This window comes from Caulobacter sp. FG7 (assembly GCF_057808875.1).
This window is the reverse complement of the sequence record NZ_JBMDIW010000011.1, coordinates 54,578-78,811: the sequence shown is the minus strand read 5'-3', so window position 1 is coordinate 78,811 and position 24,234 is coordinate 54,578. Positions and strand designations below refer to the sequence as shown.

The following is a 24,234-nucleotide window of genomic DNA, read 5'->3' as shown; positions in this document are numbered from 1 at the left end:
TCTAGTGCCTCTTCATGGCGGGCATGAGGTTGTGGACGACGTCGAGGCCGGCCGGCAGCAGCAGGGCGGTGATGATCACCGGCAGGATGCAGGCCACCAGCGGGATGGTCAGCAGCACCGGAATGCGCATGGCCTTCTCCTCGCCCTTCAGGAACCGCTTCTCGCGAAGCTCTCCGGAGTAGGAGCGCAGGGTCTGGGTGATGCTGGCGCCCAGGCTGTCGGTCTGGATCATCAGGGCGGCGAAGGCGCGCAGAGCGTCGACATTGACGCGATCGGCCATCCGCCGCAGGGCGTCGGCGCGGCTGCGGCCCGCCCGCAGCTCCTGCGAGACCTGGCTGAACTCGCGCGAGATCTCCGGGTGCGAGGGCTTGATCTCCTGGCTCACGCGGATGAAGGCGGCATCCACGCCGAGGCCCGCCTCGACGCAGACCACCATCAGGTCCAGGGCGTCGGGGAACTGGTGCTCGAGGCGCTCGCGGCGGCCGGTGGCCTTCAGGTCGACGAAGATCGCCGGGATGACCAGGCCCAGGCCGCACAGCAGCAGGGCCCCGGCGATCAGCGGCAGGCCGACGACGGGCTTGGCCGACAGCTTCTGGGCCAGCAGCAGGATGGCCGGCAGCCCCACGGCGCTGATCACCCGCACCAGGAAATAGCCGGGCACGGCGGCCGGACCCTCGAAGCCGGCCTCGGCCAGGGTCCGGGCCAGGCCCGTACGCTTCTCGGGCGTCTCGGCGCCCGGGGCCCGCGCCTGCACCCAGTTCATGAAAGGGGTCTTGGGCTTGGAGTCCTTGAGCAGGCCCCCGGCGGGTCCCGTGGCCAGCGCCGCGCCGCCCGCGGCTCGCTCGCGCATGCGGCGCTTCAGGGCCGCCCCGGCGTCGACCTGGCGGAACACCAGCAGGGCCATGGCGCCCACCGCCAGGAAGACGGCGACCTGCAGCCCGACGGAAAGGAAAAGGTCCATGGCGTGGCCTCAATACTTGAAGGTGACGATCCGGCGGATCATCAGCTGGCCGATGAGGTAGAGGACCACGACGCCGCCCACGACGGGCCAGAACGCCGGATCCGAGAACTTGGTGGTGTAGAACTCGGGACGGAACACGCTGACCACGCCCACGCAGAACAGCGGCAGCAGGCTGAGGATCAGCGCCGACATCCGCCCCTCGCTCGACAGGGCCCGGATGCGCTTGGCCAGCGAGGCGCGGCCGCGGATGACGCTGGCCAGGCCGTGCAGGATCTCGGCCAGGTTGCCGCCGGTCTCGCTCTGGATGGCGATGCTGACGGCGAAGAAGGCCACGTCCGGCGAACCGGTGCGCCGGGCCAGGTTCGACAGGGCGTCACGGAACTCGACGCCATAGGTCGTCTCATCCAGCACCAGGCCGAACTCGGTGCCGATCGGGTCGGGCATCTCCTGGGTGACCAGGCCCACGGCCGAGATCACCGGGTGGCCGGCGCGCAGGGCCCGGATCATCACGTCCAGGGCCAGGGGCAGCTGTTCCTCGAGCTTGGCCAGGCGTGCGGCGTGGCGCTGGACGATCCACATCGCCGCCACGGCGCTGCTGATCGCCGCGGCGCCCACGGCGGTGACCAGCACCTGCGAGACCGGGGTTTCGACCGGCTGGCCGCGCAGGAACACCAGCGCCAGCAGCCACAGGCCCGCCGCCACCGCGGCCACCACGCCCAGCACCTGCAGCGGGCCGACGGTCAGTCCCGCCTGGCGCAGGTAGAGCGTGGCGCGGCCGTGCAGCGCGCCGTAGGGCGTGCGGTCGATCCACGTGCCGCGTGGGTCGCGCACCAGCGACTCGTAGACCTTCTCCTGGCTCATGCCGGCGGCCATCAAGGTCAGGCGGCGATTGACCCGCTGGGTCTGTTCGCGCGCCGTCAACAGCAGGCCGAAGATGGTCTGGCCGGCCAGCACCGCGGCCACGAAGGCCAGCACCAGGACCATGGGAAAGAGCAGTCCCTGCATGGCGTCACCCCGAGATCCGACCAGGCGAGAAGAGGTTGGAGGGCAGCTCGACGCCGCGGGCGTGCAGCACCTCCATGAACCGCGGGCGAACCCCCGTGGCTTCGTAGTTGCCCGCCACCCGGCCGTCGGTCGTGCGACCCGCGCGCCGGAAGCGGAAGATCTCCTGCATGCAGATGACGTCCTCCTCCATGCCGGTGATCTCCGACACCGACACGATGCGGCGGTGGCCGTCCTCCATGCGCTCGGCCTGCACCACGACGTGGATGGCCGAAGCGATCTGGCCGCGCACCGAGCGGGCGGGGATGTCCAGGCCCGCCATGCCGACCATCTGCTCCACCCGCGAGAGGGCGTCGCGCGGGGTGTTGGCGTGCACGGTGGTCATCGAGCCGTCGTGGCCGGTGTTCATGGCCTGCAGCATGTCGAAGGCCTCGCCCGAGCGGACTTCGCCGACGATGATGCGGTCGGGCCGCATGCGCAGGGCGTTGCGGACCAGTTCGCGCTGCTGCACCTCGCCCTGGCCCTCGATGTTGGCGGGACGGGTCTCCAGGCGGCCGACGTGCGGCTGCTGGAGCTGCAGTTCGGCGGAGTCCTCGATGGTGATGATCCGTTCGCGCTCGTCGATATAGGCCGACATGGCGTTGAGCAGGGTGGTCTTGCCCGAGCCCGTGCCGCCCGAGATCAGCACGTTGCGGCGGGCCTGCACGATGGCTTCCAGCACCAGCGCCATTTCCTGGGTGATGCTGCCCAGTTCGACCAACCGGCTCATGGCCAGCGGCACGCGCGAGAACTTGCGGATCGAGACCAGAGGACCGTCCACGGCCAGCGGCGGGATGATGGCGTTGACGCGGCTGCCGTCGGCCAGGCGGGCGTCGACCATCGGCTGGCTCTCGTCGATGCGGCGGCCGACGGCGGCGACGATCTTGTTGATGATCCTCACCAGGTGGCGGGTGTCCTGGAACCGCACGTTGGTGCGATGCAGGCGACCCTGCCGCTCCACATAGACCGTCTCGTGGGTGTTGATCAGGATGTCGGTGACGCTGTCGTCCTTCAGCAGCGGCTCGAGCGGGCCAAGGCCCAGCAGTTCGTCCAGGATCTCGTCGACCAGCTGGTCGGTCTGGGCGGGGGTCAGCAGGCGCTTCTCGTCGGCCAGCAGGCCGCTGACCGCGCCGCGAATTTCCTGGCGCAGCGTTTCGCGCGGGGTGCGGTCCAGCAGGCTGAGGTTCAGAAGGTCGATCAGCCGCTGGTGCAGCCGGACTTTCAGGCCCAGGGCGTCGTCGATCGGCGCGGCCTGGTTGAACTCGGCGGCTGCGGCCTGGCTTTCGATCCGGCGGGTCTCTTCGCTCCAGAGCATGGCTTATCTCCCGACCTGGGCGAGGGCGACGGGCTGGGCCGGGACCAGGGTGTCGGCCAGACGGCCGATCGCGGCCTCCAGCTTGCTGCCCCGGCGCACGGCGCTCAGCGCCAGGCCCTGGTTGATCGCCTGGTGCATCAGCTTGCGGTCCTCGGGGACTACCAGGTCGAAGGGGCGGCCGATGGCCTGCTCGGCGGCCTTCAGCGACAGGCCGCTGGCGCTGTCGGGCTCGACCTGGTTGCAGACCAGGGTGAGCGGCACGTCGTCCAGCCGCTGGGCCGACAGCATGTGCAACTGGCGGCGGGTCAGGTGCACATGCGGCACCGACAGGTGGGTCACCAGCACGATCCGCTGCGACTGGCGCAGCAGGCGGTTGGTCCAGGCGGTCCACACCGTCGGCAGGTCGACCAGGGTGGTCTCGAAGTCGCGGCGCAGGGCGGCCATCAGGCCGTCGACCACGGTGGGGCTGAGGGCCTCGACCGGCATCATCTCCTGCGGGGCGCCCAGAACGGCCACGCCGCTGCGATGGGTGGGCAGGGACGAGGCGAAGGGCATTTCCTCGACCGCGCCGCCGGCCGCCAGCACCTGGCCCACCGTCACCGCGTCGCCGACGTCCAGATAGAGCGCCGCAGCCCCCATCTGCACGTCCAGGTCGGCCAGGCAGACGCCTGCGGCGCCCGTGCGGCCGGCCAGGACCACGGCCGTCTGCGCGGCCAGCGAGGTGGCGCCGACGCCGCCGCCCGCCTTCAGCACGCTGACGATCTCGCCGCTGCGCTTGTGCGCCCGGCCGGTGTCGAGCCGGCAGAAGATCCGCTCCAGCGCGATGGCCAGGGTGGTGTCGCTGACCGGCGCCGGCAGCACGTCGGCCGCGCCCTGGTGCAGCAGGCGACGGGTGGCCTCGATGTCGGCGCCGCGCATGGCCACCAGTACCTCGAAGCGCCCGGCGGCGGCGGCGATCCTCGCGCCCATCCGCTCCACCTCGGCCGGATCGGAGCCGTCGACGCCGACGATCAGCAGGTCGAAGGCGTGGGCGGCCCGCTCGGGCCAGGCGCAGTCCAGCAGCCGGAAGGTCACCGCCGGGAACATCGCCGACAGCATCGCCACCGGCGGATCCGCGCCCAGGCCCGCGCCGCACAGGCCGACGCGCCAGGCGGTCGGGCGGTGGTTGGCTGGGGGCGGCGGCGCGACCGTCTTGGGACGGCCGAAATGGAGCAGGCTCATGACAGGCTCTCTCCGCTGAGTGTCGACGTCATGGTGGGCAGGTTGAACGGGGCGACGCCGAAGATCTGCAGCGCGACGCTCGTGAAGGTGAGGTTGGCGACGCTGACGCTGACCAGCGGCTCCATGTCGGGGGCGTAGGGGTTGCCCACCTTGCCGATGCCGACATGGCGATAGGTGATGGTCACGTCCGCGGCCGTGATGTCGGGCTGGTAGGCCTGCATCTTGTTGAGGACGGCCGTGAAGGTGGTGTTGTCGAAGCCCGGCGAGCCGCCGCTGCCCTGCGTCTGGGTGCAGGTCGTGTTCGAGCCGGTGCAGCTGAAGGCCATGTCAGGCACGGTGCCGCCGCCGCCATAGGTGGCGGTGCCGTCGTAGCCAGCCATGTAGGTCGAGATCATCGGGCTGACGACGGCCAGGCGCGCGCCCTCGCGGGTCGCCGTCTTGGCGGTGTTGATGGTCCAGCCCAGCCGGCCCATGTCGATCACCGCCAGCAGCATGACGATGAAGGCGAAGCATACCAGGCCGAACTCGGTCGCCGTGGCGGCGCTTTCGTCGCGGGCCAGCCGCGATGCGGTGGTGCGGAGCCAGGTCATTCTGTCCACGCCTGCTGTGAGCTGACCGTGAACGAGGTCAGGGTGATCCCGGTCAGCGGGCCGAAGGATTCGATGTAGGGCGGCGTCGCGGCGACCTGCACGCGGGGCACGCCGGTCATGCCGTCGTAGCGACCCGAATAGGTCCCGCCGGCGTTGCTGACGCAGGTGACGGTCACCGTCACCGTGGCGTTGCTGGTCCAGGTGGCGATCAGCGGCGAGCCGGAGCCGTCCTTGGTGCCGGTGCGGGTCAGGTTCTGGACGTTGGTGACGTCGCCGGCGTTGGTCAGGCCCGCGCAGGTCATCGGCAGGCGGGCGGCGTAGCGGGCTGCGTCGCGCACCGACGAGACGGCGATGTGATAGTTCCAGAACAGCCGTCCGGCGCCGACGAAGGCGAAGCACAGCAGCACCATGAACGGCAGCACCAGGGCGAACTCGACCGCCGCCGAGCCTTCGCGCCCGGCCAGCAGTCGTCGTGCAAGGGGAGGGCGCTCAGTCATAGAGCCGCACCGAGTAGAGCATGGTCTCCGTGCCGACCGCCGAGGTGTCGGTGGTCGAGCCGATGACCTCGCCATAGATCGAGTTGCTGACGGCCGGGCCGATCAGGAACAGGTCGACATAGGCGATGACATGGACGGTGGAGCTGCCGTGAACGTTGTCGGCGTTGCAGTTGACGACGACGGCCGAGATCGTGCGGCGGTCGGGCGTGGCCTGGGCGCCGGTCGTGTTGCACTGGGGGCGGGCGTAGTCGTGCGAGCCGCTGTTGGCGGTCTGGCTAGCCGAGAACGCGCCGGCCGGGGTCGAGATCGCCCCGCTCAGCATGGCCAGTTCCCACTTGTAGACCTGGTAGCGCGTGGGGCTGGTGACGCCGGCCGCCGGGGCAGGGCCATAGGCGTTCCAGCCCGTGCCGGTCGATCCGGCCGGGACCTGCGGGATGTAGGTGGTCGGGTTGATGCCCGAATGGTTGGTGGCGAAGTATTGGGCCTTGTTCCACACGCCGCTGCCGACCACGCTCGACTGGTTGCAGTCGCGGGGAAGGCCCGTGCCGGTGCTGACCGCGGCGCTGCTGGAGCAGCTGTTGCTCGGCACGGAGACGCTCGGGTTGCAGGCGCTGTTGCCGGCATTGGTCTTTGCTCCGACCAGGGTGTTCATCGCCGGGCGGAACAGCGGGTCGTTCTTCAGCCCGCTGGCCGAGGACTTGTAGATGTCGAAGCGGACGTTGAAGTAGTCGTCGGCCGAGGCGATGTTGCCGGTCTGGGTCTGGACCACGGAGCCGAAGCACTCGGTCAGCGGCGGATAGCGGCCCATGGCGTTCTTGACGTCCGCCGCGCCCGATCCCACCGACAGGAAGCCGAAATTCCCCGGACCCCAGGCGCCGTTGCCGCCGGGCGGCGGGGTCAGGACGAAGTTCTTGCCGATATAGGTGTCGCCGTCGAACACCAGGCTGGTGGACTCGTTGGGATTGCAGATCATCAGCGGCGGCACCTTGCAGATCGCCGTGCCGTAGCCGGCCACCGCGCGGGCGGTGGCGTTGAAGCCGGCGACGCCGGTCAGGGCGCCGAACACCAGGCCGCGCGAGCGCGGGGCCAGATTGATGCGGATGAACTTGGCGGTGGCGTCCGTGGTCGCGGTGACGTCGGGATCGCGGCTGGACAGGAAGGTGATGTCGCTGGCGGCGACGGCCACGTTGCTCTCGTAGGTGTCGCCCAGGGCCTGGCGGTTGCTGACAAGGCTGCCCATGGCGGCGGTCTGGGCTCGTCCCATGGCCCCGCTCGTGCCGTCCAGCTGGCTGGCGCCGGCCAGGGCCGCAGCGTCGACCGCGTTCTCCAGCTCGGCCCGTAGGGCCAGGGCCCGGCTGACGTCGAAGGCCAGGCCTCCGATGGCCACCAGTCCGATCAGGGCCACCCCGGTGAGGGTGGCCACCGTGCCGGAACGATCCTGGGCGAAGCGACGAAGAAGGCGAGGGGCGCGCGACATGGTCAGTTGGCCGGAGACTTGGCCGCTCCCTTGTTGTCGATGCTGGAGGTGCTGGCCTGGACGGGCTGGACCACCTGGTTTTTGCCGTAGCGGGTCGCCGCCAGGGCGGCCCGGACCCCGTCGCCGCCGGGCTGCAGCACGCCTTCGTAGCGGGCTTCCGGATCGGCGATCTGGGCGGCGAGGTTGCTGCGCAGGGCGACGCCGAAGTCGGGCGACAGATCCTTGCGGGCGTCGGTGCAGCCGGCGAGGGCGATGGTGGCCGCGGCGGCCAGCAGGATCCTATTGAAGGACATGGCCTTGAGGTCCATCGACCCCTCCCTTGGCTGGTTGGGTGCTCGACTGGGTCTTGCCCAGCAGGAACAGCTCGGTGTCGGACGGCGGCACGAAGTTGTCGGCCGGCGTCGCCTGGCGGGCCCGGGTCGGACGCACCAGGTGGGGCGTGACCAGGATCACCAGTTCGGTCTGGTTGCGCTGGTAGCTCGTCGAGCGGAACAGCGAGCCCAGGATCGGCAGGTCGCCCAGCATCGGGAACTGCCGGATCTGGTCCTGGTAGTCGTCGCGGATCAGGCCCGCGATCGTGAAGGACTCGCCGTCGCGCAGCTCGACCGTGGTCTTGGCCCGCCGCACCTTGATGCCGGGGATCCGCAGGCCGTTGCTGACGAACGAGGCGTTGGGGTCGATGCTCGAGACCTCGGGATTGACCACCAGGTTCACCATGCCGTCCTGCAGGACGGTGGGGGTGAAGGCCAGGCCGATGCCGAACTGCTTGAACTCGACCGTGATCGTCGTCTGGCCGCCGCTCTGGTTCTGGGCCACGGGGACCGGGAACTCGCCCCCGGCCAGGAAGTTGGCGGTGTCGCCCGACATGGCCGTCAGGTTCGGCTCGGCCAGGGTCTTGACCAGGCCCTTGGTCTCCAGGGCGTCGAACAGCACGTCCAGGTCGACGTCGCCGGCCCGCAGCGGGAACTTCAGCAGGCCGAAGGTGTCGGTCAGCGTGGTGGCCACGCCGGTGTCGCCGGTGCCGATGACGAAGTTGTGGTAGTTCGGCGAGGCCGGATTGGCCGTGTTCATGTTCAGCCGCAGGGCCTTGGCCGTGGCGCGCTCCATCTCGACGATGCGCACCGACAGGGTGACCTGCTGGCTGCCCTGGACCGACAGCATGTTGACCACCTGGCCCGGCGCGTAGCTCTCGGCCAGGGCCGCGGCCCGGCCGGCCACGGCGCCGCTGCTGGCGGTGCCCGTCAGCACGATCGACTGGTTGCCCGAGGCGACCTTGAGGTTCTCCTCGTTGGGCAGGGCGTCGCGCATCCGCTGGCGCAGGGTCTCGACGTCGGCGCCGACCACCACGTTGGCGGCGGCGACCAGCCTGCGGCCGGGGCCGTAGGCGGTTAGCGTCGTGCCGCCCAGCTTCTTGCCGACCACATAGACCGACCGCGAGGTCAGGGGCAGCACGTCGGCGGTGTCGGGATTGCCGATCATGATGTCGGTATAGGGAGCGGGCAGCTCCAGCACCTGGGCCTTGCCGACGGCGACATTGACCTCGACCTTGCGGACGGCGACGTCGGAGAGGGCGGCGGGGGCTTGAGCCGAGGCGGTGGTCGGGACCGCCGCCAACAGGGGCAGCAGGCCGGCGGCCGCGGCCAGCAGCGAGCGTTTCAGGGTCATGTGAGCGGGTCCTGCGCCGCGCGCGTCAGCGGCGCGCCTGCGGAAGGGATGAGGAGCGGTGCGGGCCATGGTCACAGCCCCACCCGATAGCCGGTCGTCTCGACGCCGCGGGTCACGCGGACCTCGGTCGAAGACGGCGGCATGGAAGACATGGCGGGCCGCGGCGCGGCCGGGCGGCGAGGAGCAACGGCCCGGACCGGCGTGGGAGCCGGCGCGTTGACCTGGGTGGGCCCCATGCCTCGCGACAGGTCCGCCAGCGTCATGGTCCGGCGGCCCAGCGGCGCCTGGTCGGAGATCTGGCGCAGGGCCAGCGACACCGCGCCGACCGCCTGGGCCAGGGTGATGGCCTGGGCCTGGTCGGGCGTCACCTCGACGGTGATCGCCTTGACCACCACCGGCTTGTCGGCCCCCTGGTCGTCGGACTGGTCGACGCCGACGACGCGGACGTTCTCGGCCAGCACCTGGGTCAGGCTGGTCTCGGGCTGGTTGTTGTCCTTGCTGCGGGTCAGCAGCACGTCCACCCGGTCGCCCGGCAGCACGAACCCGCCGACGCCGGCGACGTCGTTGGCCCGCAGCGACACCGCCCGCATGCCTTCGCCCAGCGAACTGGCGAGGTTGGAGCGGCCGCCCGAGCCCGACACGCGGTCGGCCAGGATCGGTTCGTTGGCGGCGATGTCCTTCAGCGCGATGCGCGCGCCGCCCGGGCCGGACGCGGCCTCGGGAATGGAGCGGAAGGCGCCGGCCGGCACGGCGTCGGTCGGATAGTGCGCGACCTTCAGCACGGCGGACTGGAGCTTGAAGCCTCTCGCCAGAGGCTGCGAGGCCACGACGACGGGCGTCGAGCCGGTTTCCTTGATCACCGGGGCGTCTACGCGCCCGGCGCTCATATAGACCCGTGCGGCGAGCACGGCGCCCAGGCCCAGCACAGCGGCCGCGCCAAGGGATATGACGGTTTTCGTCTGCATTGTTGCAACCCCCTCCCCACGTCAGCGGGGAGCCTGTCCTGGCTCACCACCATGGGTCGGCGACGCGGCTTGCCGCCCCGCGCCGCCGACGACTTGGTTCAGCAGTTGGCGGCCGACGGATTGGCCACGCAGGTGGCGGCGTCCGTGATGGCCGTGCCGATGTTGGTGCCCAGCAGCACGGCGGCGACGGCGATCGCGCTGCCGATGATGGCCAGGATCAGGGCGTATTCGGCCGCGGCCGCGCCGTCTTCTTCGAAGATCAGTTCGCGCAGAGTATTCATGTCGTATCCTCCTCTAAGTTTTCTCAACCGCGCATCTTTGTTCGCGGACAAAGAAGAGGTTTCCCCCTTCGTCGTGAATTAGCGGCTTAACGGTTTGGTAAGTAAATACACCGGTCGCTTTAATACGAAATCGGTACGACGAGGCGCTCGGCGTATGTCAAACGCACTATTTTTCAGTATTTGGAGCGCAAACGTCGCGTGATTGGCGAATATGGTTTCGGGTGTATCGACTGTTTGGCCTCTGATAGGTTGTCGATGCGAACCTTTCGCTTGGTGAATAGGCGTGTTGGCTCGACCCGAGGCTGTATTACTCAATTTGGGGGCGCCGATTTGACGGGGGCGAGCGTCGGCTGACGCCTCTTCCCGGACAGCCGGTGCAGCATGCGTGTACGGCTTTATATTTTGAATTAATTGATGTTTTTCGTCTTGTGGCGCGGATTGGTGCGACAGGATGACGCCCCAGGCGCGGAATGCCCGTCAGGCGCGGTGTGCCGATTGTCACCGCCGTATCCATCAACCGCGAAGAGAAACTGCTGGTTTGTGAACTCGAATATCACCATCCAGTCACGGTTTGACGCCTGGGGGATTGGAACGTGGCGAAGAAGCAAACGATTTCCCGGCTGGCCCAGGCCGCCGCGCTCGTCGACCAGCTGATCCACGCCATCGACACCGAAGGCCTGTCGCGAAGCGAGGCCGCCTCGGCCGCCGCCCAGGTGCTGGGCCTCGTCCAGACCTTGTCCCTGCGCGGAGATCCCGACGCCGCAGCGCTCAAGGCCGCACTGGGCCGTCTGGCCGAACGCCTGGCCATGGCCAAGGACGACCCGGCCGCGCCCGAAGCGCCCGCCGCCGAGACCACGCTTGCCGGTTCGCGCTTCGCCAAGCGCCTGAAGCGCCTGGCCATGATCGTCACCGCCGGCGCGGTGCTGACCGCCCCGATGGCCGCCGCCGCGCGCGATGCGGGCGCCGGGCTGGGCCCGGCGCTGATGGGATCCTCGGCCGTCTCCATCGCCCTGATGGGCGCGCTGCCGGTCTATAATGTCGGCGACATGATCGTGAACCCGGTGTCGGGTTCCAGCGAGAAGGTGGTCGAGAAACTGACCACGGTCGCCGTCCGCACCGAGACCGGCAACATCATCCTGCTGGCGACCACGGTCGGCGACACCTTCACCGACCCGCAGACCAGCAAGGCCTACGAGGTGACGGCGGTCTCCAAGAACGCCGACAACCGGGTGATCGGGGTCACCGTCAAGGAATCCGGCACGGCCACGACCTCGAACCTGGCCGTGGTCACCAACAAGTCGACCGACATCGGCAATGTCACCACCCCGCCGGGTACTGGCGGGACCAGCGCCGGCAGTTTCGCGTTCACGCCGGCCACGGGCGACGTGAACACCTTCGCCGACTCCAAGTTCGGGGCTAATGGCGGCGACGGCCACGACGGCGGCGGCGTGCGGATCTGCATTCCGTTCATCGGCTGCGCGACCATCGGCTATCCGCCCAGCGCCGGTGGCGCCGGCCAGGCCGGGCCCACCGTCAGCCACGATCTGACCGTGGCCAACAACGGCAACATCGAGGTCGTTTCCGACAACCTGCCGGGCGTGGTGGTCTCCAGCGTGGGCGGCAACGGCGGCGACGGCGGCGACGCCTTCGGCAACCTCAAGGGCGCGCCGGGCGGCGCAGCCGGGGCCGGTGGAAACGTCACCCTCAGCAGCGCGGTGACCATCGTCACCGACGGCGTGAACGCTCACGGCATCTTCGCCCAGAGCCGCAGCGGCAAGGGCGGCCAGGGCGGCACGGGCTATATCGCCGGCGACGGCGGCACGGGCGGCTCGGCCGGCCAGGGCGGCGCGGTCACCGTCACCAACACCGGCGCCATCTACACCGGCAAGGCCGGGGCGATCGGCATCCTGGCCCAGAGCCTGGGCGGCGCGGCCGGCGGCGGCGGCGACAGCTACGGCATCATCGGCGACGCCGGCGGCGGCACGGTCGGCGGCAACGGCGGCGCGGTGCTGGTCCAGCAGGCGGGCCTGATCCAGACCAAGGGCAAGGACGCCCACGGCGTGCTGGCCCAGTCGATCGGCGGCTCGGGCGGCAATGCCGGCGACGCGGGCGGCATCGTCAGCTTCGGCGACACCGGCAAGGCCGGCGGCGTCGGCGGCAAGGCGGAGATCGTCGCCAAGACCGGATCGAGCACCAGCACCGAGGGCCAGGGCGCGCACGCCCTGTTCGCCCAGAGCGTGGGCGGCGGCGGCGGTAATGGCGGCGTCTCCATCGGCCTGGTCGCGCTCGGCTCGGGCGGCGGCGCCGGCGGCGCGGGCGGCCTGGCCAAGGTCACGGTCGAGAGCGGCGCGGCCGTATCCACCAAGGGCGCGGACGCGCACGCCGTCTTCGCTCAATCGGTGGGCGGCGGCGGCGGCAGCGCCGGCGTCAGCGGCGGCCTCGTGGCCCTGGGCGCCAAGGGCGACGCCGGCGGCATCGCCGGAACGGTCGAAGTCGACAGCAGCGGCGTGGTCTCGACCGACGGCGTCGACGCCCGCGGCATCTTCGCCCAGAGCGTTGGCGGCGGCGGCGGCGCGGCCTCGGGCACGGGCGGCCTCGTCTCGCTGGGCGGTTCCGGTGCGGCCGGCGGCGCGGGCGGCGCGGTCACCGTCGACACGGGCGTCGGCGGTTCGGTGAAGACCACCAAGCAAGGCGCCGACGCCATCTTCGCCCAGTCGGTCGGCGGGGGCGGCGGTAGCGGCTCAAGCTCTGGCGGGGTCGTGGCCCTGGGCGGCACGGCTGGCGGCGGCGGCGCGGGCGGCGCGGTCATCGTCACCAACGGCGGCGTCGTAGAGACGGCCGGCGACAAGGCGCGCGGGATCTTCGCCCAGTCGGTGGGCGGCGGCGGCGGCTCGGGCGGCGACGGCGGCGGCCTCGTCACCATCGGTGGCAAGGGTGGCGCGGCCAGCACCGGCGGCGCGGTTACGGTGAGCAACACCGGCGCGATCACCACCAAGGGCGACCTCTCCAGCGCCATCCAGGCCCAGAGCGTGGGCGGCGGCGGCGGTGACGGCGGCAGCACCGGCGGCGTCTTCCTGACCATCGGCGGCGGCGGCAATACCGGCGGCGGCTCCGGCCTCGTCACGGTCAAGCACGCGGGCGACATCTTCACCGGCGGCAACGACTCCCACGGCATCTTCGCCCAAAGCGTGGGCGGGGGCGGCGGCAGCGGCGGGTCCAGCGTCTCGATCAGCGCCTTCGCCGGCGTCGCCATCGGCGGCGATGGCTCGCTGGGCGGCGATGGCGGCAAGGTCGACATCGACCTCAGCCAGAGCACGGTGACCACCGGCGGCTCCACCAGCCTGGTGAACCCGCTGATCGTCACCGACGGCGACCGTGCGCGCGGCATCTTCGCCCAAAGCGTGGGCGGCGGTGGCGGCAATGGCGGCTTCGCGGCCCAGGTCTCGGCCGGCTACGGCGTCGGCGCCAGCGCGGCCGTCGGCGGCCGCGGCGGCAAGGGCGGCAAGGGCGGCGAGGTCGACATCGACGGCGACGTGCTGATCCTGACCAAGGGCGACTATTCCGAAGGCCTGTTCGCCCAGTCGGTGGGCGGTGGCGGCGGCTCGGGCGGCTTTGCGCTGTCCTTCGCCTTCGCGGCCGGCGAGACGGCGGCCGCGGCGTTCTCGGTCGCCCTGGGCGGCAAAGGCGGCGACGGCGGCGAAGGCGGGCTGGTCGACATCAAGTCCGGCGGCGCGATCGTCACCGAAGGCAAGTTCTCGACCGGCCTCGTCGCCCAGAGCGTCGGCGGCGGCGGCGGCAATGGCGGCTACACGGTCAGCTTCGCGGGCGCCGGGGCCGGCGCGGCTTCGGCCTCCGCGGCCGTGGGCGTCGGCGGCAGCGGCGGCAAGGGCGGCAAGGGCGGCGTGGTCGACGTCGACTTCGACGGCGCCATCACCACGGGCGACGACGACGCCATCGGCGCGCTGATCCAGTCGGTCGGCGGCGGCGGCGGCGGCGGCGGCTTCAACGTCTCGGGCGCGATCGCGGTGGCTGGGACGGCGGGCGTCGGCGCCTCGGCCGGGGTCGGCGGCAGCGGCGGCGACGGCGGCATCGCTGACTCCGCTACCGGCCGCATCGGCGGCGATGTCGCCACCAGCGGCAAGCGCTCGACGGCCGTGATCGTCCAGAGCGTGGGCGGCGGCGGCGGCAGCGGCGGCTTCAACGTCGCCGGCTCGATCGGCGGCGGCGGCACGGCCGGCGTCGGGGTTTCGGTCGGCGTCGGCGGCGCGGGCGGCAAGGGCGGCAACGCCGGGACCGCCACGGGCACGGTCGAGGGCGACATCCACACCAAGGGCGACCAGTCCGGCGGTCTGCTGGTGCAGAGCGTGGGCGGCGGCGGCGGCTCGGGCGGCTTCAACGTCTCGGGCGCCATCGGCGTGGGCCAGACGGCCGGGGCGGGGATCTCTGTCGGCGTCGGCGGCGCTGGCGGCGGCGGTGGCGACGGCATGCTGGTCGTCGCCAAGATGATCGGCGACACCCTGACCGAAGGCGCGGACGCCGACGGCGTGGTCGCCCAGAGCATCGGCGGCGGCGGCGGCAGCGGCGGCTTCAACGTCTCCGGCTCGATCGGCGGCGCGGCCACGGCGGCCGGCGGCATCAGCGTGGGCGTCGGCGGCAGCGGCGGCGACGGCGGCAAGGGCGGCGAGGTGCGTCTCGACGTCACCGGAACGACGGCCACCAAGGGCGCGCACAGCGACGCCATCATCGCCCAGAGCGTGGGCGGCGGCGGCGGCTCGGGTGGTTTCTCGATCGCCGGCGGCATCGCGCTTTCGGCCAACGGCGCCGGCACGGTCAGCGTCGCCGTGGGCGGCAGCGGCGGCAAGGGCGGCGACGCCGACAAGGTCACCCTGAAGGTCAATGACGGCGCGGCCGACCCGCTGGGCGACCTGATCGCGGCGGTCACGCAGGGCGAGGGCGCGCGCGCCATCGTCGCCCAGAGCGTGGGCGGCGGCGGCGGCAGCGGCGGCTTCTCGATCGCCGGCGGCTTCTCGGCGGCCAAGAGCGGCGCTGGCAACATCGGCGTCGGCATCGGCGGCGGCGGCGAGAAGGGCGGCGACGGCAAGGCCGTCACCGGCAAGATCACCGGCGATATCGGCACCAAGGGCGCGGACGCCTCGGGCGTGCTGGTTCAGAGCGTCGGCGGCGGCGGCGGCAGCGGCGGCTTCAACGTCACCGGCGGCATCTCGGCCTCCAAGAGCGCGGCGGGCAACATCCTGGTCGGCGTGGGCGGCTTCGGCGGCACGGGCGGCGGCGCGGGCAAGGTCGACGGTGGGGTCACCGGCGACATCGTCACCGTGGGAGATCGCGCCTTCGGGGTCAGCTACCAGAGCCTGGGCGGCGGCGGCGGCGCGGGCGCCTTCAACATCACCGGCGGGATCAGCCTGGCCGCCAGCGGCGGCGGAACCGGCACGCTGGGCGTCGGGGTCGGCGGCTTCGGCGGCGACGGCGGCAAGGCCGGCGAGGTCGACGCCTTCCTGAATGGCAACGTCTGGACCAAGGGCGACGACGCCCACGGCGTCCTGCTGCAGAGCGTGGGCGGCGGCGGCGGCTCGGGCGGCTTCAATGTCACCGGCCTGGTCAGCGCCTCGCAGGGGACCAACGGCGCCATCGGCTTCGGCATGGGCGGCTTCGGCGGCGGCGGCGGCGGCGGCGACATCGTCAAGGGCGTGCTGACCGGCGACGTCACCACCGAGGGCGACGGCTCGTTCGGGGCTATGCTGCAGAGCCTGGGCGGCGGCGGCGGCAACGGCGGCATCAATGTCAGCGGTTCGGTCGCCCTGTCGGCCGGCAACAACGCCGCGGTGGCCATCGGCCTGGGCGTCGGCGGCTTCGGCGGCGGCGCGGGCGCCGGCAAGGACGTCACGGGAACCGTCACTGGCCGCTACCAGACCTCGGGCGACGAGGCCGATGGCGTCGTGGCTCAGTCGATCGGCGGCGGCGGCGGTTCGGGCGGCCTCAACGTCTCGGGCGCGGTGGCGGTCAGCGCCGGCACGGCCGGCACGGGCTCGGTCGGCATCGGCGGTTTCGGCGGCAAGGGCGGCGCTTCGGGCGCGGTGACCCTGACCCGCGTTGGCGACACCATCACGAACGGCGCCAATTCGGACGGGATCATCGCCCAGAGCGTCGCCGGCGGCGGCGGCCAGGGCGGCATCAACGTGGCCGGCGGTCTGTCGGCGACCACCAAGGGCAGCGCCGGCAGCTTCGGCTTCGGCCTGGGCGGCTTCGGCGGCGACGGCGGCCAGGCGGGCGACGTCAAGGCCAGCGTCACCGGCAACGTCTGGGCCCAGGGCTTGGAATCCGACGTCACCACGCCCGAGCAGGTGGTCAAGATCCCGCTGCTGGGCGGGGACTTCGAGTTCACCATTCCCGCCGATCGCACGCGCCTCAACGGCTCCAACGGCGTCTTGGCCCAGAGCGTGGGCGGCGGCGGCGGTTCGGGCGGCCTCAACGTCACCGGCCAGCTGTCGCTGACCAAACCGGGCGGATCCTCGTCCAGCCGCGCTATCTCGCTCGGGGTCGGCGGCTTTGGCGGCAAGGGCGGCGACGCCGGCGAAGTCGACCTGACCATCGCCGGCCCCTCCGCGAACTACGTTCAAGTCACGGCCGTGGGCGACGACCGCTATGCGGCGGTGGCCCAGTCGATCGGGGGGGGCGGCGGCGCGGGCGGCATCAACGTCTCGGGCGGCATCGCCATGGACGGCCAGCTCGTCGCGGGCGTCGGCGGGTTCGGCGGCGACGGCGGCAAGGGCAAGGACGTCGAGGCTGACGTCACCGCCAACCTGTTCGCGGCCGGCGATCGCTCGCGCGGCCTGATGGCCCAGTCGATCGGCGGCGGCGGCGGCGCCGGCGGCATCAACATCTCCGGCGGGATCAGCGCCGACACCTCGAACGACGAGCCTTCGATCGTCTTCGGCCTTGGCGGCTTCGGCGGCGCGGGCAACATCAGCGGCGACGTCAAGGTCGCCCAGGACGGCCAGGTCTGGGTCGAGGGCGTCGACGCCATCGGCGTCCTGGTCCAGAGCGTCGCCGGCGGCGGCGGCTCGGGCGGCCTCAACGTCGCGGCCGACGTCAACATGGGCAAGTCGACCTCGTCCTCGAACGGCTTCGCCATCGCCGTCGGGGTCGGCGGCAAGGGCGGGACCGGCGCCGACGCGGGGAACGTCTCGCTCGACAGCCTCGGCGACGTCATCGTCAACGCCCGCCTGAAGGCCAATCCGGTCGCCGGCCAGGACACGCTCGAGGCCGTGGACTTCACCGGCGGCGCCAAGGGGATCATGGTCCAGTCGATCGGCGGCGGCGGCGGGGTGGGCGGCGTCAGCGCCACCGGCGCCATCGCGCCCTCCGGCAATCCGGTCGCCCTGGGCATCGGCGGTTCGGGCGGTTCGGGCGGCGACGCCGGGACGGTCACGGTCAAGCGCGGCTACGCCGCCGACGGCTCGGTCGACGCCCACCTGATCCGCACCTTCGGCTACGACTCCGACGGCCTGGTGGCCCAGAGCGTCGGCGGCGGCGGCGGCTCGGCGGGGATGAACTTCACCATCGCCGCCACCGTGGCCAACAAGACCGACAATCCGGTCGCCGCCATCATCACCGTCGGCGGCGACGGCGCGGGCGCAGGCTCGGGCAAGAAGGTCGACGTCACCCACGCCGGCAACATCGTCACCGACGGCGCCTACAGCGACGGCCTCTTGGCCCAGAGCGTCGGCGGCGGCGGCGGCTCGGGCAACTTCAACATCGGCGCCGGCGTGCTCAAGGGCGCCAACGCCCTGAACATGGCCATCGGCGGCGCCACCGGCGCGGCCGGCGACGGCGGCGAGGTCGAGGTCGACCACCTGGGGACCATCGTCACCAAGGGCGACAACTCGGTGGGCCTGCGCGCCCAGTCGATCGGCGGCGGCGGCGGCAACGCCGGCTTCGACATGGCCATGGGCGCGCTGAACAAGAACGCCGTCAGCATCACCATCGGCCGCATCGGCGGCATGGGCGGGCTCGGGGGCGACGTGAAGGTCTCGTCCGACGGGACGATCGACACGACCGGCGCGGATTCCTCGGCGATCTTCGCCCAGAGCGTCGGCGGCGGCGGCGGGGCGTCCAGCGCCATCACCGTGGGCGCCAACGGCACGCGCGGCCAGGGCGCCAACGCGGAATCGTTCAGCGGCTCGCTCAGCATCGGCCTGGACGGCGGCTTCGGGGCTGAGGGCGGCGACGTCACGGTCAGCGCCAAGGGCGCCCTGACCACGCGTGGCGACGACTCCCGCGGCATCTTCGCCCAGAGCATCGGCGGCGGCGGCGGGGCCGGCGGCTCGGCGGCCACCACCATCGTCCGGGCCTCGGGCGCGGCCGGGGTCGCGGTCGGCGGCAAGGGCGGGGTTGGCGCCCTGTCCGGCAAGGTCACGGTCGACACCGCCGCGACCATCGTCACCGAGGGCGAGCGCTCCGACGGCGTGCTGGCCCAGTCGATCGGCGGCGGCGGCGGCCTAGGCGGCATGGCCCGCACCCTGCAGTTCCAGGTCGGCGGCGCGCCGTCCGGTACGACCACCCGCACGGCCACCGTCAGCGTCGGCGGCTCGGGCGGCTCCGGCGCGGTCGGCGGCGCGGTCGAGGTCAAGAGCAGCGGCGTCATCTACACCAAGGGCGCCGACGCCTTCGGCATCCGCGCCCAGTCGATCGGCGGCGGCGGCGGCATCGGCGGCGCGGTCCTCAACGTCCGCGCCCAGGGCACGAGCAGCAACGACTCCTTCGACCTCAACATCGGCGGCTCGGGCGGAACCGGCGGCGCAGGCGGCGTCGTCGAGGTGCTCAACACCGGCCTGATCGTCACCGAGGGCCGCGGCGCGGCCGGCATCGCGGCCAACAGCATCGGCGGCGGCGGCGGCGACGGCGGCATCGTCGCCGAGGTGGTCGGCGGCTATGCCGGCGCCGACAAGCAGAGCCACCGCTACGTCATGAACATCGGCGGCTCCGGCGGCGACGGCGGCACGGGCGGCGACGTCACCGTGACCAACCGCGCCGTGGCCGGCGTCAAGGACAGCGGCACGATCTCGACCTCGGGCGAGCGCGCCTACGGCGTCTTCGCCCAGAGCCTGGGCGGCGGCGGCGGCAACGGCTCGACCATCCTGTCGCTGACGGCCCTGAAGAGCGCCGAGAACAGCGCCTCGGTTGGCCTCAACATCGGCGGCTTCGGCGGGACCGGAAACACCGCCGGCAAGGTCGTGGTCGACAACGCCGGCCTGATCCAGACCACGGGCGCCGACGCTTATGGCGTGCTGGCCCAGTCGATCGGCGGCGGCGGCGGCAACGGCGGCATGGTCATCGCCGCCAACCTGCTGATCGGCGCGCTCGGCAACGCGCCGCTCGTTTCGCTGGGCGGAATCGGCGGCGACGGCGGAGACGGCGGCGAGGTCATCGTCACCAACAGCGGCCGCATCCTGACTACCGGCGCCCGCGCCCACGGCATCGTGGCCCAGAGCATCGGCGGCGGCGGCGGCGACGCCCAGATGGGCTTCAGCCTGACCGGCGAGGCCAAGAGCCTGATCCTGTCCAACGCCCTGGCCGCCACGGTCGGCGCCGTCGGCGGCGGTTCGGGCGGACAGGGCGGGGCGGTCACCGTCAACCACTCGGGCGACATTACCGTGCTCGGCGACGGCGCCATGGCCATCAAGGCCGAGAGCATCAATGGCGGCGGCGGCACGCTGGGCCTCGACTTCTCTGGGATCATAGGCCTGCCGGGCCAGCCCTACCTCAAGCCCGACGGCTCCACCGGCCGCGTCGACCCGATGGTCGTCGCCAAGGCCGGGGCCGAGAACGTCTCCGGCGCGGCCGGCGGCCTCGTCACCGTCAAGACCACCGGCACGTTCGGCGCGGCCGGCAAGAACGGCGTGGCCTCGTTCGCCCAGTCGATCGGCGGCGGCGGCGGCGTGATCGACCTCAAGCTGCTGCTCTCTGGCCAGCTCGACGAGGTCAATGTCGACGCTCCCGTGGCCACGAAGGTCCAGCTGGCGCTCGGCGGCTCCGGCGGCCAGGACGTTGGCGGCGGCGCGATCGTCAGCGAGCACAGCGGCCAGATCGTCACCACCGGCGTCAACACGGCCGGCGTGCTGGCCCAGTCGGTCGGCGGCGGCGGCGGCCGCGCCTCGGGCGACGTTGCGGTTCCGGCCGGCGCGCTGCTGGGCGCCACGACCCTGACGCTGGGCGGCGCGAACCAGACCGGCGCGGCTGGCGGCGGCGTCTCGCGCATCCAGGGCGGCGCGGTCACCACCACGGCGGCCAGCGCCTCGGGCGCGATCCTGCAGTCCATCGGCGGCGGCGGCGGTTCGGCGGGCCTGAACCTGACGGGCGCGGGCTCGACCGGCGCGAGCGTTGTCGCCTCGCTGGGCGCGCAGGGCGGCTCGGCCCTGGACGGCGGCCGGGTCACGGGCGCCTTCACCGGCGGCGTCACCACCCTGGGCGACCATGCCCTGGGCCTGGTCGCCCAGTCGATCGGCGCGGGCGGCGGCGAGGTGCACGTGACCGGCTCGCCCAAGCTTTCGGTCACCCTGGGCGGGACCGGCGGCGCGGCCGGCGATGGCGGCGACGTCATCCTGACCAACAGCGGCGCGATCCAGACGGCCGGGGCCGGCGCCCACGGCGTCTTCCTGCAGTCGGTCGGCGGTGGCGGCGGCGCGGCCTTCGGCGGCTCCTCGGGCTCCACCGTGGCGCTCAACGCTGGCGGCGTTGGCGACGGCGGCCATGTCGACTTCCGCCAGACCGGCGACATCGTCGCGACCGGAAACGGCGCCTATGGCGTCGTCGCCCAGAGCCTGGGCGGCGGCGGCGGCTGGGTCGACGGCAAGTTCGCCGGTGCGGCCGGCGGCGCAGGGCAGGGCGGGGCGATCGATCTCGTGCTGTCCGGCCAGGTCTATGCGGGCGGAACCGACTCCACCGCCGTCTTCGCCCAGAGCCTGGGCGCGGACGGGGCGGGGAACATCGCCGTGCGCACCACCGGCTCGGTGCGTGGCGGCTCGGGAACCGGCGCGGGCGTGCAGATCAGCGGCGGCGCGGCCAACGGCCTGGCCAACACCGGCCTGATCTCGGCCGTCTCGGGCAAGGCCATCGTCTCGGGCCAGGGCGACGAGCGGGTCGACAACCGCGGCGTCGTCATCGGCGACATCGACCTGGGCGCGGGGACCAACGCCTTCGACAACCAGTCGGGCGGGGCCTTCATGGCCTTCAAGACCATCGACCTGCGCGATCCGGCCGGAACCGGTCCGCTGGCGACGTCGGGCGGCGGGATCTCGACCCTCGGCGTGTCGGCCCAGGCCGTGCCCAACGGGGCGGCGACCTTCACCAACAGCGGCGACTTCCTGATGGGCCTGTCGGCCTCGCGCGTGCCGATCGACCTGGCCGGCGGCGCGACCTTCGCCAATCTCGATGGTCTCGGCGACGCCAGGACCAACGCCTATTACGGCGCGCGGGTGATCAACACGGTCGCCCTCGACGGTCACTTCGTGCAGACGGCGACCGGCCGCTCGGTGTTCGACGTCGCCTTCGGGCCCTACGCCTCCGACCGTGTCGACGTCACCGGCGACGTCGCCCTGGCCGGGACCGGCGACGTCACCCTGACCTGGCTGCAGGACTCCAAGCCCGTGACGCTGTTCTCGGCGGGCGGCTCGGTGACTGACAACGGCTTCAAGGTCATCGACACCCTGGCCATGGACTATCGCGTCCAGGCCAGCGGCGGTGCGGTGCAGCTGGCCTTCGACACCCACTTCGACCAGGGCTTCCTGGCCCTGAACGAGCGGGCGCTGGGCAAGCACATGAACTCGGCGATCAAGGTCGGCGACTCCGGCGGCATCGGCCGCCTGATGGCCTTGATCGGCAACCTGCAGGTCGGGCAGGAGGCCGCCTACAAGGCGATCTTCGCCAACCTCAACCCCGAGCCGCACCTGGCCCCGCTGCGCAGCCAGCTGGCGTCGGCGAACGGTTTCTCGCAACAGCTGTTCGGCTGCGCCAATCCGACCTTGCAGGTCGACGGCAAGTGCAGCTGGGCGGTGATCGAGCGCGCGACCGCCGACGGCGAGCGCGACGCCGACACCCTGGCCGTCAAGGCCGAGGGCGGGCGCCTGCGCGGCGGCTTCGAGCAGTCGCTGGACGGCGGCTGGTCGTTCGCCACCGCCGTGGGTTACGAGCGCCTCGACCGGGTGATCGTCGATGGTGGCCGTTCCTGGTCGCAGGGGCAGGGCTTCAGCGCCGGCGCCGGCTTCAAGCGTCGGTCGGGCGGGGCCGAAATGGCCTTCTCGCTGTCGGGCGGCTGGCAGTGGATGGAGACCGCGCGCCTCGTCGACGTCTTCACCATCGGCCGGGCCGAGTCCGATCCGGAAAGCGGCTATGTCCGCGCCGACGCCCGCTTCGCCTACGTCATCGAGAACGGCCGCCTGTTCGTGCGTCCGGCGCTCAATGTCTGGGGCACGGGCCTGCACCAGCGCCGCTTCGAGGAGCGCGGGCTGGACGGCATGGGCGCGCGCGGCCTTTCCGACACCCAGTGGATCGGCACGGCCAATCCCGAACTGACCCTGGGCTTCGTCATGAAGGAAACCGGCCGCAGCCAGGCGGCGGTGTCGTTCACCGTCGGGGGCCTGTTCAACTCGACCGACAAGATCCAGATGCCGTTCCAGCTGATCGGCGCCAACGCCTCGTCGGATCCGGCCCAGATCCGCACCGCTCTGGATCGTTCGGGCTGGCGCGCCGGCGTCGACTTCCATGTGATCGGCGACGACCGCGTCTCAGTGAAGTTCAACTACACCACCGAGTTCGGCGACCGCACCAGCAACCAGGCCGCCGGCTTGAACGTGCGGGTGAGGTTCTAGGAAGGGGGCCTGTCGAAGCGCTCGCTCAAACTCCCGTCATCCCGGAAAGCGCGAAGCGCTTATCCGGGACCCAGGGGACTGGGCTAGGCGAATGACAGCGCACCATCGCGGTCGCCAACGCAGTGCGGTCGCCCCTGGGTCCCGGGTCTGCGGCGCTTTGCGCCTTCGCCCGGGATGACGATTTGAAGTCTGCTTCGGGACGGCGCCGTTTCGGCACGGCTCGTCCCGAAGTTGTCCCCAAAGGTGCGACATCCGGGGCACAGTCGGGTTTAATTGACGCAACGGCGCGCAACGCTCTGGCGGCGAAGCGGCTTGATCTCCATGTGGGGGCTCGAAGGACCCCCATGGACAACTTGCTTCAATCCGTCGCCGCTTTCGTCACCGAGCACCAGAGCTGGGCGGGCTTGATCCTTGGGGCCCTTACCTTCGCCGAATCTCTTGTTCTGATCGGCGCTTTCGTGCCGGCGACGGCGCTGATGCTGCTGGCCGGCACCCTGATCGGCGGCGGGGTGCTCGATCCCTTCGAGGTCCTGGCCTGGTGCACCATCGGCGCGGTGCTGGGCGATGCGGTGTCCTACGCCCTGGGGCGTCGCCTGGGTCCGCGCGTGCTGCGCATCCCGGCCTTCCGCGATCATCGCCGCACCATCGCCCGCACCCGGCTGTTCAACCGCCGCTTCGGCGTCGCCTCGATCTTCATCGGCCGCTTCTTCGGGCCGCTGCGCGCCTTCGTGCCGATCATGGCCGGCATCCTGCAGATGAAGTGGTGGACGTTCCAGACCGCCAACGTGCTGTCGGCCGTGGTCTGGATCGCCAGCCTGCTGGCCCCCGGCTATCTGGCCGCCCGCAGCTTGTCGGGCGTCAGCCTGGAGCTGGGCCTGGCCATCGCCGCCGGCGTCGCGGTGACCGTGCTCGGCGCCGTCGTCGGACTGCGCTTCGCCGCCTCGCGCCGCAGCGTCGCCGCCGCCAAGGCCCGGGCCGCCTCCGCCGCGGCCGAGAGCGCCGCGCCGATCGTCGAACTGAAGCCCAAGCGCGCCTGAGGCGTCCTCAGGCCGCAGCCCCCTGGGCCACCCAGCGGCCGACCAGGCGTCCACCGCGATCGTGGATCCGCACTTCCATGGGCTCGGCGGCATCGGCCGCCAGCTTGCGCGCGCGGCGTTCGGCCTCGCCGCCGCCGGCGAAATGCAGCACCTCGCCGGTGGCGTGGACCCGCACGCACCAGCCCCCTTCGCATGGGACGACATCGACGACCCTTGGCATGTCGTACCCCTTCGTACGCTGAACTCGCGCTGCCAAACGCCGCCCTCGGCAAAGGGTTCACCGCCTTGTTCACCCTCTTT

Annotated in this window: 14 protein-coding genes; 2 read left to right on the top strand and 12 right to left on the bottom strand. The window is 71.9% G+C overall.

Annotation, left to right across the window (positions count from 1 at the left end; translation table 11 throughout):
- Window position 1 precedes the first annotated feature (1 nt).
- From ACODR1_RS11070 to ACODR1_RS11020, 11 genes are all read right to left on the bottom strand, one after another.
- On the bottom strand, window positions 2-961 hold the full coding sequence (locus ACODR1_RS11070) for a type II secretion system F family protein (RefSeq protein ID WP_488880487.1): 960 nt from the start codon (window positions 959-961) through the stop codon (window positions 2-4).
- 9 nt (window positions 962-970) lie between these two features.
- Complete coding sequence (locus ACODR1_RS11065) at window positions 971-1,966, bottom strand: type II secretion system F family protein (protein WP_488880486.1); 996 nt, start codon at window positions 1,964-1,966, stop codon at window positions 971-973.
- A 4-nt stretch (window positions 1,967-1,970) separates the two neighbouring features.
- On the bottom strand, window positions 1,971-3,317 hold the full coding sequence (locus tag ACODR1_RS11060; RefSeq protein ID WP_488880485.1) for a TadA family conjugal transfer-associated ATPase: 1,347 nt from the start codon (window positions 3,315-3,317) through the stop codon (window positions 1,971-1,973).
- Between the two features lie 3 nt (window positions 3,318-3,320).
- Entirely contained in the window at window positions 3,321-4,538 is a 1,218-nt protein-coding gene (locus ACODR1_RS11055) for a CpaE/TadZ family protein (protein ID WP_488880484.1), read from the bottom strand.
- Window positions 4,535-5,128 (bottom strand): TadE/TadG family type IV pilus assembly protein, encoded by a 594-nt coding sequence (locus tag ACODR1_RS11050; protein WP_488880483.1) that lies wholly within the window; start codon window positions 5,126-5,128, stop codon window positions 4,535-4,537. The genes ACODR1_RS11055 and ACODR1_RS11050 overlap by 4 nt, the downstream gene beginning before the upstream one ends.
- Complete coding sequence (locus ACODR1_RS11045) at window positions 5,125-5,625, bottom strand: TadE/TadG family type IV pilus assembly protein (protein ID WP_488880482.1); 501 nt, start codon at window positions 5,623-5,625, stop codon at window positions 5,125-5,127. Before ACODR1_RS11045 ends, ACODR1_RS11050 begins: the two co-directional genes overlap by 4 nt.
- Window positions 5,618-7,102: a TadE/TadG family type IV pilus assembly protein gene (locus ACODR1_RS11040; protein WP_488880481.1), complete on the bottom strand. Its 1,485-nt coding sequence runs from the start codon at window positions 7,100-7,102 to the stop codon at window positions 5,618-5,620. Before ACODR1_RS11040 ends, ACODR1_RS11045 begins: the two co-directional genes overlap by 8 nt.
- A gap of 2 nt (window positions 7,103-7,104) precedes the next feature.
- Window positions 7,105-7,395, bottom strand: a complete 291-nt coding sequence (locus ACODR1_RS11035; RefSeq protein ID WP_488880480.1) for a hypothetical protein — start codon at window positions 7,393-7,395, stop codon at window positions 7,105-7,107.
- Window positions 7,382-8,767 (bottom strand): type II and III secretion system protein family protein, encoded by a 1,386-nt coding sequence (locus ACODR1_RS11030; RefSeq protein WP_488880479.1) that lies wholly within the window; start codon window positions 8,765-8,767, stop codon window positions 7,382-7,384. The genes ACODR1_RS11035 and ACODR1_RS11030 overlap by 14 nt, the downstream gene beginning before the upstream one ends.
- Window positions 8,768-8,838: 71 nt before the next feature.
- On the bottom strand, window positions 8,839-9,732 hold the full coding sequence (gene cpaB / locus ACODR1_RS11025; RefSeq protein ID WP_488880478.1) for a Flp pilus assembly protein CpaB: 894 nt from the start codon (window positions 9,730-9,732) through the stop codon (window positions 8,839-8,841).
- A gap of 98 nt (window positions 9,733-9,830) precedes the next feature.
- Entirely contained in the window at window positions 9,831-10,013 is a 183-nt protein-coding gene (locus ACODR1_RS11020) for a Flp family type IVb pilin (protein WP_058347900.1), read from the bottom strand.
- Window positions 10,014-10,606: 593 nt separating this feature from the next.
- On the opposite strand from ACODR1_RS11020, the gene ACODR1_RS11015 reads away from it, so the two are divergent.
- The gene (locus tag ACODR1_RS11015) at window positions 10,607-22,897 is read left to right on the top strand and encodes a hypothetical protein (protein ID WP_488880477.1); all 12,291 of its coding nucleotides are present in this window, start codon (window positions 10,607-10,609) and stop codon (window positions 22,895-22,897) included.
- A gap of 344 nt (window positions 22,898-23,241) precedes the next feature.
- Complete coding sequence (locus ACODR1_RS11010; RefSeq protein WP_488880476.1) at window positions 23,242-23,934, top strand: DedA family protein; 693 nt, start codon at window positions 23,242-23,244, stop codon at window positions 23,932-23,934.
- A 7-nt stretch (window positions 23,935-23,941) separates the two neighbouring features.
- Here ACODR1_RS11010 and ACODR1_RS11005 read toward each other — a convergent pair whose 3' ends face one another.
- On the bottom strand, window positions 23,942-24,154 hold the full coding sequence (locus ACODR1_RS11005; protein WP_488880475.1) for a DUF2188 domain-containing protein: 213 nt from the start codon (window positions 24,152-24,154) through the stop codon (window positions 23,942-23,944).
- Window positions 24,155-24,234 lie beyond the last annotated feature (80 nt).